This window comes from Frankia sp. CeCAU1 (genome assembly GCF_977971845.1).
In genome coordinates this window covers 5,877-15,896 of the sequence record NZ_CDWWXA010000113.1, presented here as the reverse complement: position 1 = coordinate 15,896, position 10,020 = coordinate 5,877, and the positions used below count along the sequence as shown (strand labels likewise).

General features: G+C 70.5%; 16 protein-coding genes. 1 reads left to right on the top strand and 15 read right to left on the bottom strand.

Features of this window, described 5'->3' with window-relative positions; translation table 11 throughout:
- Positions 1-396: 396 nt before the first annotated feature.
- From AC08OO_RS17750 to AC08OO_RS17705, 10 genes are all read right to left on the bottom strand, one after another.
- On the bottom strand, positions 397-2,325 hold the full coding sequence (locus AC08OO_RS17750) for a hypothetical protein (RefSeq protein ID WP_476618793.1): 1,929 nt from the start codon (positions 2,323-2,325) through the stop codon (positions 397-399).
- Positions 2,326-2,336: 11 nt separating this feature from the next.
- A complete protein-coding gene (locus tag AC08OO_RS17745) occupies positions 2,337-2,870 on the bottom strand; it encodes a hypothetical protein (RefSeq protein ID WP_476618792.1) in 534 nt (177 codons plus the stop codon).
- A gap of 71 nt (positions 2,871-2,941) precedes the next feature.
- Complete coding sequence (locus AC08OO_RS17740) at positions 2,942-3,169, bottom strand: hypothetical protein (RefSeq protein WP_476618791.1); 228 nt, start codon at positions 3,167-3,169, stop codon at positions 2,942-2,944.
- Entirely contained in the window at positions 3,166-3,621 is a 456-nt protein-coding gene (locus AC08OO_RS17735; RefSeq protein WP_476618790.1) for a hypothetical protein, read from the bottom strand. Before AC08OO_RS17735 ends, AC08OO_RS17740 begins: the two co-directional genes overlap by 4 nt.
- On the bottom strand, positions 3,618-3,917 hold the full coding sequence (locus tag AC08OO_RS17730) for a hypothetical protein (RefSeq protein ID WP_476618789.1): 300 nt from the start codon (positions 3,915-3,917) through the stop codon (positions 3,618-3,620). Before AC08OO_RS17730 ends, AC08OO_RS17735 begins: the two co-directional genes overlap by 4 nt.
- Positions 3,918-4,154, bottom strand: a complete 237-nt coding sequence (locus AC08OO_RS17725; RefSeq protein WP_476618788.1) for a hypothetical protein — start codon at positions 4,152-4,154, stop codon at positions 3,918-3,920.
- Positions 4,151-4,522: a hypothetical protein gene (locus tag AC08OO_RS17720; RefSeq protein ID WP_476618787.1), complete on the bottom strand. Its 372-nt coding sequence runs from the start codon at positions 4,520-4,522 to the stop codon at positions 4,151-4,153. Before AC08OO_RS17720 ends, AC08OO_RS17725 begins: the two co-directional genes overlap by 4 nt.
- Positions 4,519-5,004: a hypothetical protein gene (locus AC08OO_RS17715; protein ID WP_476618786.1), complete on the bottom strand. Its 486-nt coding sequence runs from the start codon at positions 5,002-5,004 to the stop codon at positions 4,519-4,521. The genes AC08OO_RS17720 and AC08OO_RS17715 overlap by 4 nt, the downstream gene beginning before the upstream one ends.
- Before the next feature lie 89 nt (positions 5,005-5,093).
- The gene (locus AC08OO_RS17710; protein ID WP_476618785.1) at positions 5,094-5,348 is read right to left on the bottom strand and encodes a hypothetical protein; all 255 of its coding nucleotides are present in this window, start codon (positions 5,346-5,348) and stop codon (positions 5,094-5,096) included.
- A complete protein-coding gene (locus tag AC08OO_RS17705; RefSeq protein ID WP_476618784.1) occupies positions 5,336-5,638 on the bottom strand; it encodes a hypothetical protein in 303 nt (100 codons plus the stop codon). The genes AC08OO_RS17710 and AC08OO_RS17705 overlap by 13 nt, the downstream gene beginning before the upstream one ends.
- Positions 5,639-5,721: 83 nt before the next feature.
- Here AC08OO_RS17705 and AC08OO_RS17700 point away from each other — a divergent pair, with 83 nt between their 5' ends.
- On the top strand, positions 5,722-5,895 hold the full coding sequence (locus tag AC08OO_RS17700; RefSeq protein ID WP_476618783.1) for a hypothetical protein: 174 nt from the start codon (positions 5,722-5,724) through the stop codon (positions 5,893-5,895).
- Here AC08OO_RS17700 and AC08OO_RS17695 read toward each other — a convergent pair.
- Genes AC08OO_RS17695 through AC08OO_RS17675 form a run of 5 tightly spaced genes read right to left on the bottom strand, consistent with a single transcriptional unit; the run spans position 5,892 to position 9,885 of the window.
- Positions 5,892-7,619, bottom strand: a complete 1,728-nt coding sequence (locus AC08OO_RS17695; protein ID WP_476618782.1) for a hypothetical protein — start codon at positions 7,617-7,619, stop codon at positions 5,892-5,894. The genes AC08OO_RS17700 and AC08OO_RS17695 overlap by 4 nt on opposite strands.
- Before the next feature lie 14 nt (positions 7,620-7,633).
- Positions 7,634-7,855, bottom strand: a complete 222-nt coding sequence (locus AC08OO_RS17690; protein ID WP_476618781.1) for a hypothetical protein — start codon at positions 7,853-7,855, stop codon at positions 7,634-7,636.
- Entirely contained in the window at positions 7,852-8,085 is a 234-nt protein-coding gene (locus AC08OO_RS17685; RefSeq protein ID WP_476618780.1) for a hypothetical protein, read from the bottom strand. The genes AC08OO_RS17690 and AC08OO_RS17685 overlap by 4 nt, the downstream gene beginning before the upstream one ends.
- Position 8,086: 1 nt before the next feature.
- Positions 8,087-8,218, bottom strand: coding sequence for a hypothetical protein (locus AC08OO_RS17680; RefSeq protein ID WP_476618779.1), 132 nt, complete (start codon positions 8,216-8,218; stop codon positions 8,087-8,089).
- On the bottom strand, positions 8,215-9,885 hold the full coding sequence (locus AC08OO_RS17675) for a hypothetical protein (RefSeq protein ID WP_476618778.1): 1,671 nt from the start codon (positions 9,883-9,885) through the stop codon (positions 8,215-8,217). The genes AC08OO_RS17680 and AC08OO_RS17675 overlap by 4 nt, the downstream gene beginning before the upstream one ends.
- Positions 9,886-10,020 lie beyond the last annotated feature (135 nt).

Genomic DNA, 10,020 nt, shown 5'->3' with positions numbered 1-10,020 from the left:
AAATTACCCGTTAGCCAGGCTAACTACTCAGTCAATTGTCATTTTGGCGTCTGAGCAGTATATGCATTCCCAGAAACGGAACGTCTTGCCTTTCTGGACTACCGTGCGGACGCAAATATAATGGTGCCTGCATTTGGCCATGTCAGAAAAGCCGACCCCGCACGTAACCATCACCGGAATGGTCATGACGCTTAAGCCACGCATTCTTTGTGCGCGTTTTCAGAATGGCTAGCTCAAACCCTTCGTCACAGTACTCAGTCGCCTTCCCGGCGGTGACGCCACATTGCGCGCACACCCTGAGATGTCTTCTCGGATTGTTATCAGCGGCGTCCCGCTGGGTGCGCAGCAGCAGTATCCGCTGCTGTTCCAGCAGGAGGTTCAGCTTGCTTTTCCGGCTCATTTTTCCCCGATCCCGAACGTCTGCGTGACAGCCGGCGACTGCACCGGCCCCAGGGTGTGCCCTGAGCGCGCCCAGCTGGTTGCCAGCCAGGGCACCGGCTCGTTGCCCCCGGCGGCTGTGACGCGCATCTGCGGCGCGAGCACGGCACCGTCCGGGGTCACCCATCCGGTGACGTAGGACTGGCCTATCCGGTAGGTCTGCACGGGCCGGCGGTAACCGTCGCCGGCGTGCTCACGCAGCTGCCAGGCCATCTTCGGCCACATGAGGGCCTGCAGCGACCCGTCCGGCATGGTGACCGCGCTGCCCGGCACACCTGAATAGGACCGCCGGCCGTCTTTGCGGAGGTGACGCGGCCCGGCAACCTGCAGGGACCGGTAGGTTCCCTTGCGCCGCAGCCGCAGCGGCGCGGTCTGCCCGGCGATGGCCAGGTCCGCGGCCAGCGCGTCACCGGACACGGTCAGCCCGTCCGTGTCACACAGCACCGCGGACCCGGCCGGGGCCGCGGCGAGTGCGAGCGCCAGGCGGGCGCGGACGTGTGACTCGACGTAGGCCAGCACCGCCGGGTAGGCGTTGTCCCCGTTCGCGACCGCCAGGCATTTCCACTGCCGCCCGCCCAGCTGCGCCACCGCGCCGTGCGCCTGGGCGCCCACGTCCCAGATGGGCAGCCAGGACCAGCTGTCAGACAGTGGTGTGCCGTACGGCTCTTTGGTGAACCCGCGGGCGGCGAACTTGCCTATGCATGCTCTCGTCCAGTGCTTGACCATGGCCCGCGCCACCTCGGGCATGGCGGGGTCGGCCCCGGCGAGGCAGCCGAGCGCCCAGTCCGCCCAGCTTTTAAGGTGCCAGCCGAGCGCGTGCACCCACCCCGGACCGACCTCGGCCAGCGCGCCGGCCTCACGCGCGGCCGCTATTTCCGGCCCGGCGAGGGTGGTCCAGAACGTGCCGACAGGGTGCCAGACCCGCCCGGCGTGCCGGACGGGCCAGCGTGGCTCGGTGGTCTCGATCCGGACGCGGGCGATGATCCCCGCGCCCGCCCCGCGCACCAGAGGATGGTCAAGACCGAGGGTGCTGAATTGGTACATTCTCTTAGCAGGCAATGGCAGGTTAGCCGCGATTGCCGGGTAGGCGTTGGCGAAGTCATATTCACAGAACGGCGCCCCTTTGATGTTCCCCCACTGGAAACATTCCCGCCGGCCCCCGTAGATGGCGTCCCGGTCGGCTTTTATCCCGTCTTCGCCGGGCATGATAGTGACTTTCCGGCGGGGCATTTTGTGCCGCAGCACGTTCCACCCGGAGGCGCTGCCGGTCAGTGACCACCGGCCCAGGCCGGCGCTGTCCCACCAGTCCAGGACCTCGAGCATGGCCGCGGCGAGGATGTCCCGGTCAGCTTCGCAGCGGCGCACCCAGTCCGGTTCCCCGCCGGCGGGGCCGGGCAGCGCGGGTTTCGCGATGCCCACCAGCGGCGCCAGGCCCGCGATGGGCTGCCGCAGCCACCCCCAGGAGTCGGCCATGGTGAGTGTCCCGCCGCCGCGGCTCATCCGGATCCACGGTGTCTCGGACCCGACAGCGTGGTCGGTGACCTCGTAGCCGAGGTTACCCAGCTGCTGGGGGAGCGCGGCTACGGTCAGGTCGAACGACAGGTTGTGCGCGAACAGCCACACCGTCTTGACATCCTGGTGCCATCCGGCTATCTGCGCGGCCAGCGCGGCTGCGGTGCGGCCCCACGTTTCCGTGTGCCCCGTCCATCCGGCCCGGTCGGGCCGGCGGGAATGGTAGCTGGCCGCCCACAGCCGCATGACGTGCGTTTCCCCCGCCTGGTCCTGCCGCCAGCGGGTCTCGGTATCCAGGAAGATCACCTGCGGCGGGGTCCATTCGGTTTCGTTGCCGCGCAGGTAATGCACCGGCACCGGCCGGCTGGCGGTCACCCCGGCCCGCCCTACGCCTGCGGTGCTACGACGAGCTCGACCTGGCCGGTGGACAGCAGGGTGCCCCGCGGCGTGCCCCCGGATCCTTCGCTCGCGGCGGCTGCCTCCGCGTTCAGCTGGATCATCTGCTGCAGGTCCCCCACGGTCATGTCGAGGCTGGTGATCCCCGTCATCGTCGTCCACCCGGTGGACGTATTGCCCTGCTCGTCCTGGGTGGTCATCTGCACCCGCGCCCAGTATTCAGGCTGGGTGTTCAGGCTGGCCTGGCTCATCGACCACGGCGCGTACCCGATCATGGACGAGTCGAGCGGCTGGTCACCGCTGGCCGACTCGAGCGAGCGCGCTGCGGTGACCATCTGGGAGGCGTAGCCGCGCAGCTGCGACACGTCAGAAGCGGACAGGCCCACCGTGGACAGGCCCTGCGACTCGGCCGCGTCCCGCAGCCCGGCCCACAGATCCGCCGTGGACAGCCCTTCCCAGGCGGCGCCCAGGATCGACCCGAACGCCCACCCCAGGGCCGACGTGGCCCGTTCTGACAGTGCCATTACCGCCCGCCTCCCAGCAGCCGCCCAGCGTCTCAATCCCCCCGCCCCGCTTCCCCACGGGGCGGGGAGGTTCAGGCGCCCGGCCGCAGCGACGGCGCGGACGTGATCTTGATACAGTCGGCGGCGTGCTCGTCCAGGGTGGGCGCCGGCCCGGTGAGCGCCCGGTGGGCGGCGGCGGCGCCGTCCGCGAATCCGCGCCGGTAGGCGCGGCTGCAGCGCATCCACTGGCAGATCGCGAACAGTGCCGCCACGGTCATCAGCACGCCACCGAGTGCTGCCAGGTGCCAGACCAGGGTCACGGCTGACAACCCTCCCAGTACGTCTCCCGGGCCGCCTCCACGGCCGCCCCGCGCGCCTCCTCGGCCGCCGCCGCGGCCGCCTTGTACGTCTCCCGGGCCGGCGCCTCGGCCGCCTCGTACGCCTCCCGGGCCGGCGCCACGGCCGCCTCGTACGCCTCCCGGGCCGGCGCCTCGGCCGCCTTGTACGCCTCCAAGGCCGGCGCCACGGCCGCCTCGTACGCCTCCCGGGCCGGCGCCTCGGCCGCCTTGTACGCCTCCAAGGCCGGCGCCACGGCCGCCTCGTACGCCTCCCGGGCCGGCGCCACGGCCGCCTCGTACGCCTCCTCGGCCGGCGCCACGGCCGCCTCGTACACCTCCCAGGCCGCCTCCACGGCCGCCTCGTACGCCTCCTCGGCCGCCGCCGCGGCCGCCTTGTACGTCTCCCGGGCCGGCGCCTCGGGTGGCCGGGTCATGGGTTGCTCCTGGTGGTCCTGGCCTGCCGGGTGCGGGCCGGCTTGCCGTCGCCGGCGGGCGGGCCGCCGCCCGTGCTGACATCGGCGAGCTCCGGGCCTGCGCCCTCCGCTGGCAGGGCTGGCGGGATGCCGTCTTCCGCGCTGGCCTGCTCCGCGTCGGTCATCTCCTTCAGCACCGACTTGTAGAAGGGGATCAGGCATCCGGGGCCGACGGTGATCGTGTCGAACGTCTCGAGGTTCATCATGGACATCACGGCCGGCTCGTCACCGCAGATGTCACACGCACGCCCAGTCATCTAGTCCTCCTTCCCGGCCGGCATTGACGCCTGCCACCAGCGGTCCAGCGTGCACGGGCACCGGATCGCGCTGGTCTGCGCCGGCATGCCGGGCCGGCTCACTGTCTCGATCAGCACGTCGGTGCACCGGCCGCCCGGGTTGCCGCAGTGCCTGATCCGCATGTGGCTGCATTGCGGGCACTGGTCGTAGGCGGCCGGGGTCCCTGCCAGGGGCCGGTGCCGCGCCTGCCGGGTCACGGTGTCACCTGCTGCGGGCCCGGCGGGGCCGCCGCCGGCGGCTGCTGCGCGGCGGCGGCGGCGGCCTGGTGAACGCTGGTGGCCGTGCCGGCTATGTCATCGCGCAGATTGTCGGCGCTGTCCACGACGGCGTTGTAGGCCCGCATCGCCAGCCTGACCACGTCCGCGTGCGCCCCGGCCGCCGCGTGCACGTCCGGCCCGGTGTCGCCGCCGGGGCCGTGCAGGATGTGGTCGTGCACGTCGGCGGCGGCCCGCATGACCGCCTGGTAGATGTCGGCGGCGGCTTGCGCGAGCACGTTCCGCGCCACCGGGTACACCGCCTGCAGGGCCTGCAGGGCCCGGTCCGGCTCACCGTGCGGGCCGGTCATGACCGGGCCGCCCGGCCGGGCTGGAAGAACTTCAGGTGGATCGGGTAGAAGCCGCGCGCGCTGGCCTTGGTGGCCTGCACCACTTCGGCGTGGGCGGGCAGCCAGCCTTCGGCGCTGGCGCGGGCCAGCTGCACGATCACTGACAGGGCCGACGTGGTGAACACCAGGTCGGACCCGTCGGCGAGGTCGGCGCCGAACGCGACGAGGAACACGCCGGGCCCGGCGTCGAACGCGGACGGGCGCTTGATCACCCGGTCGATGCGGATCCGTTTCCCGGCGAGGTCGCGGCTGGCGGTGGACTCCCACGGGTCACCCAGGTCCAGGACGCTGCCCGCGGCGAGCAGCTGCGTGACGATGGACGCCTGGCCGTCCTGCTCGTCGGTGGGGACCTGGTCGAGCAGTTTGCGGACTTTCTCCGCGGCTTCCGCGGCGAGCATGATCTCGCCGTCTTCGGTGACGAACGGTTCCAGTTCGGTGCTCATCTGCGCCTCCAGCGCGTGCCGCCCTGCCATCTTCAGCCGCCCGGCGGGCGCCCGGGCGGGACCGCCGCGTGGCCGCGGCGGTTTCGGCTTCAGTATTCAGCGTGCTGCCGCATGCGGCTGCGGGCCTGCTGGCGCAGCTGCGCCAGCCAGGAGCCGGCTTCGGTCGCGGGGTTCAGGTTAACGGGGTCCAGGTCGCTGAGCACGTCCTGGATGCGGGTGATGGTGAGGCAGGCCAGGTAGTCGCCACGGTCGCGGCTGATCCCCTGCCGGCGGGCGGCGGCGGCCAGGTGGTCGAGCAGGACCGCGGGCGACGGGTGCGGCGGGGTGCCCGTCACCGGAACCACCGGCCACCCTGCTCTATCATCATGGCGCGGTATTCGCGGGCTGCCGCGTACCTGGCCAGCGCCGCGTCTTTGCCCAGCCATCCGCCCAGGGACAGTGCGGCGAAGTGGTCGGCCTCGGTTTGCGTGACCATGTCGATCACGGTGAACGGCGCGAGCCCGCTTTTCCGGCGGGCTGCGCTGTAGGCGGCGAGCACGTCGCTGCGTGCCGTGGCCAGCTGGCCGGTGGTGATGCCAGTCAGCGCGGCCAGCCGGGTGAACCTGTCCTGGACTGCTGTTGCCCCGCGTGTCATGCCGGACCTCCCAATCCGCTCATCAACCTGATGACGATGATACGCTAGCACGTATGGATAAGACACCGCCAGTGGGGCCCAGGATGCAGATACGGCTGACCAAGGATGAGACAATCGTCCTGCTCGGCTGGCTGCGCCGGGCCCGCCAGACGTTCACCTCGGACCCGTACCGCGCCGAGATCAGCCGCAAGATCACCTACCTGGAGAACAGGGCCGCCCAGTTCTGGCCGGGCTGGCCGCACAGGCCGGACGCCTAAGGTTCCACCGCGGTCACCTCGAACGAGCACACGTGCGCGCTGCTGTCGTTATTGGTGATCGTCAGCAGCGCCGGGCCGCGCGGGAACGCCGTCTCAAACTCCTGGTCATTGTCCCCCGGGTTGGTGCCCAGCGGCATGTACTGGCTCCACGTGGCCACCTGCGTGAACCGGGAGGACGGCAGGGGCGTGGCCAGCACGCGGATGCTGCGAGTGGGCGCCAGCGAGTCCACGATCACCCGCGCCTTCACCACTCCCGCCCACAGCGAGCACAGCCACGACATGGACGCCCCCGCCCCGACGTTCACCTGATACTCCGCGCCCAGGCTCAGCCCGTACTGGGCGCCCCCCGCTTCGGCGTACACGGGGATCGCCACCGACCCGGACGCGTCCCACCGCCAGTCGTGCCGGGCTTCCTGCCGGCCGGTCGAGTTCACCGTCACCACCGCCTGGCACGCCACCGTGTCCAGGTTCGCGATCTGCACCTGCAGCAGCCGGCCCTCCTGCGGGCCCCGCCCCCACGTGTTTGTCCCGGTCTTGGTGGACTGCGACATCGGCAGTGACCAGGTTTGCCGGGCCACCGGCCGCGCGTTCGGCACGTCATTGTTCAGCCATTGCATCTGCACGTTCACGAACGGTTCTGTCGAGCCGGCGCCCGCGATCAGGTTGACCGCGATGTCATAGCCCATCCCGTTCGCGGTGGCGTACCCGCCACCCGGCGACGGCGCGATCGGGGTGAGCACCACCGTCGCCCCGGCCGGGATGCCCGCCTGCGCCGCGGCCGTCACCGCGTCATAGAACTGCTGGATCAGCCCGATACGGTAGTCGCTCGGGCTGGTGATCGCGTTCAGCCCGGTCCCCTGATACCAGGCACAGTCCAGGTTCGCCTTCCCCGCGGTCAGCCGGCCGGCCATCAGGTTCTGCAGGTAGGTGAAATATTTCTGCTGGTCAGACTGGCTCGGCATCGACTGGCCCGTGGTGGATCCCATCTCATACACCCCGAACGGCACACCCACGCCGTCGGCGAGGGTGACCAGGTTGTCAATCCGGCCGCCATTCTTGAAATCGGGGGCGTAGAAGTCCACCGCCACCCCGTCGATGGGCTGCCCGGCGCCAGGCGGCCAGTACGCGGTGGCGGTCACCGCGGCGGCCGAATACCCCGAATAGTCGCACACCAGCTTGTACCCGGCTGTCCGCACCGCCGGCCCGTAATAGCTGTGCACCGCCTGGTACTGCGCCGAGGTGATCCCGTTCGCAGCCGAGTTGCCTTCCTGGTACAGCACCACCGCCGCCACTGTCATCCCCAGCCCGGACAGCGCGTTCAGGCTCGCCACCAGCGCCGTCCGGTCGGCGGGGGTCAGCGACAGCGACGGCTGGTAGCACAGCACCGCGTCGAGGTGATTGTCGATACACGACTGTGACTGCTGGTCGGTCGATGTGGGGAACTGGCCCGCCTGATAGTAGATCTTCCGCATGCCGATGGTGCGGCCCACCAGGTTCTGCCAGGCCGTTATCGCCTGGTCAGCGGTGGTGCCCGGCCCGTACACGCCCTGCCCGGCGATGCTGATCGTGCAGCCCATCTTCCCCGGGGTGCCCGGCACCGCCGTGGCCGGGGCGGTCTGGTACAGCGGCACCGGGTTGCCCAGCACCGGGATCCCGGCCGAGGCCAGCGCCTGCGCGATCAGCGACGCCAGCGCCGCATACGAACCGAAGTCCGGGTATCCCACAGCTATCCCTCCCGTCAGCAGCCGAACCGGCCGGCGAGCTCCGCGACCGGCGCGTACAGCGGCACGTTGCGGGGCAGCGAGTGCCGCAGGATCAGCAGCGCCACGCACCACTGGTGGTCGCTGCTGGTGACGGCGTGCCGCGCATACAGGATCGCCCCCACCACCCCCGCGGCCAGCATCAGGGTGAGTATGAGCGAGTACACGGTGATCTGCGTGGACAGCGACGGCCGCCTCATGGCCGGCTCCGCTGGTATTTGCGCCAGTACTCCAGATCTGACAGGCGCCGTTCGTGCCCGTCGAGACGTTCCCGCAGCCGGTCCACCGCGTCGGTGTTGGCGCGCTGGGCGGCGGTGTTGCGGTCCACCGCGGCGGCCTGCCGGGTGGCCGCGCGCACCAGCCCGTACACCGCCGCGCAGACAGCTATCACCCCGCCGGCTATCGCGGATATCCCCGCGGCCAGGTTCACCTTACTTTCCCGGCGGCGGGGGTGGCTGGGCGGCGGCGGCGTGCTGGGCGTGCGCGGCGGCGGCTTTCACCCCGGCCGCACTGACCTGCTGGGCGGCCGCGAGCACTCCCTTGATCGTCACGGTGATCATCATGTGGTCCCTGGGGTGACGCCGGGCAGCGCCGCCGGCGGGCCCTGCGGCGGCGGGCTGGGCAGCGCGCCGCCCGCCTTGACCGACAGCAGCACCCACGCGTCATACGGCGTGTAGCCCAGGTTGGACAGTTCGGTGATGGCCGTGTCCTGGTCCATGATGTCTTTCTCCCAGGCGTCGGCTATCTGCGCTTCGGTGAGTGTTTTCACGGTAACGCTGGCCTCGAGATCCCAGGTTTGCATGATGTCCGCCGCCGCCGCCGCGTCCAGGCCGAGCGTCGCCAGGCTTTTGCTGGCCGTGTCGGCGGTTATTTTCCTGGCCGTGTACAGCGACCCGACATGCGATATGGCGGTCTGCGTCTGCGTGACGGCTTTCTGCAGGGCCGCGTACGATATCTGCAGGTCGATAGCGGTGTCCGACATGTGCATGGAGGCGAGAATCTGCCGGGCGTTCGCCTCGGTGATGATGTTCGCCGCGAACGCGTTCATCACATTCGTCATCGTCAGGCCGCGGAAATCGTACGTGGACACCGCTTCGGCGTAACTCATCACCCATGACGCATAGTCGCCAGTGATGCCCCGGGCGGCCAGCTGGCTGGCGGTTGTCGGCCCGTCGATAATGCCGTAACGCAGGAACTCAGTCAGTTCCCCCGGGGTGGGCAGCGGGTACGCGGCGGCCTTGTAGGCGCCCGCCCATTTGTCCCGCCACGGGCCTTCCAGGAATGCCTGCTGGTATGACGTGACATCGCTGCCGGTGCCATCCCAGGGGATGATGCCGCGCAGCGCCATCTGCACCGCCTCCAGCGGCGTCGGGCTGGACCCTTCGGTGGCGAACATGACCTCGAAGAACTGCGGGTCCCCGCCGAGGCGCTCATACAGGGCCGCGCCGTCGCTGTGGGACACCTGGCCGGTGAGGGTGGCGCGCAGCGCGTCCGCCGGGGTGGGCCAGATCTGCGACAGTCCCTGGATCACGGGGGCCCACTTGTCCGCGAGGCGGCCTTCCGCGATGCCCTGCCGGAACGACGTGGACTCCGCCCCGGTGCCATCGGCGGGCACCAGGCCCCGCCGCAGCGCCTCGGCGAGCTGCTGCGGCCCCGGCGCGTCCCCGGCCAGGTGGGTGAGTGTCGTGAACAGGTCGGCGCTCACACCGGACTTGGCGGCTTCGGTGGCGCCGTCCGCGGGGTCGAGGAAGTTGCGGATCACCGCGTCGGCCGCGTCGGCGGGCGAGATCACCTGCTGGGCCAGCCCGGCGATCATGTCCACCCACTTGTCCGCCAGCCGGCCTTCCCTGATGCCCTGTGCGAACGATGTCGAGTCCGGGCCCGTGCCCTGCGCGTCGATGAGGCCGCGCAGCAGCGCGGCGGCCAGCTGCTGGGGGCCGGGGGCGTCGCCGTGCAGCGGCACCATCGACGCGAACCGTTCCGCGTCGAGGCCGGACTTGGCGGCCTCGGTGGTGGCGTCGGCCAGGGTCATGTAGTTGCGGATCACCGCGTCGGCCAGGTCCGGCGGCGCGAGCACCTGCTCGGGGTGCGCGGCGTTGACACCTTCCTGGAAGGACAGCAGGAACGGGCCGATGGCGGTCTGCACCACCGCGCTGATCACGCCCCACAGGAACAGCTGCTCGAACAGGCTGCCCGCGCCCGTGAACTTGTCCCAGAACGACTCGCTCACCCCGCCAGCCTCCCTGTCATCCGGCGCCCACGATATCCAGCAGCGGTGTCATGACCGCCGTCGCGGCGGGGGTCAGCACCGCGGTGGCGGCGGTCATGACACCGCTGCTGGATATCGTGGGCGCCGGATGACAGG

Bases quoted from the DNA above. Each gene is read 5' to 3' on its own strand.
- AC08OO_RS17745 (WP_476618792.1), bottom strand. From the start codon at position 2,870: ATGGCACTGTCAGAACGGGCCACGTCGGCCCTGGGGTGGGCGTTCGGG.
- AC08OO_RS17735 (WP_476618790.1), bottom strand. From the start codon at position 3,621: ATGACCCGGCCACCCGAGGCGCCGGCCCGGGAGACGTACAAGGCGGCC.
- AC08OO_RS17730 (WP_476618789.1), bottom strand. From the start codon at position 3,917: ATGACTGGGCGTGCGTGTGACATCTGCGGTGACGAGCCGGCCGTGATG.
- AC08OO_RS17720 (WP_476618787.1), bottom strand. From the start codon at position 4,522: ATGACCGGCCCGCACGGTGAGCCGGACCGGGCCCTGCAGGCCCTGCAG.
- AC08OO_RS17715 (WP_476618786.1), bottom strand. From the start codon at position 5,004: ATGAGCACCGAACTGGAACCGTTCGTCACCGAAGACGGCGAGATCATG.
- AC08OO_RS17705 (WP_476618784.1), bottom strand. From the start codon at position 5,638: ATGACACGCGGGGCAACAGCAGTCCAGGACAGGTTCACCCGGCTGGCC.
- AC08OO_RS17700 (WP_476618783.1), top strand. From the start codon at position 5,722: ATGCAGATACGGCTGACCAAGGATGAGACAATCGTCCTGCTCGGCTGG.
- AC08OO_RS17690 (WP_476618781.1), bottom strand. From the start codon at position 7,855: ATGAGGCGGCCGTCGCTGTCCACGCAGATCACCGTGTACTCGCTCATA.
- AC08OO_RS17680 (WP_476618779.1), bottom strand. From the start codon at position 8,218: ATGATGATCACCGTGACGATCAAGGGAGTGCTCGCGGCCGCCCAGCAG.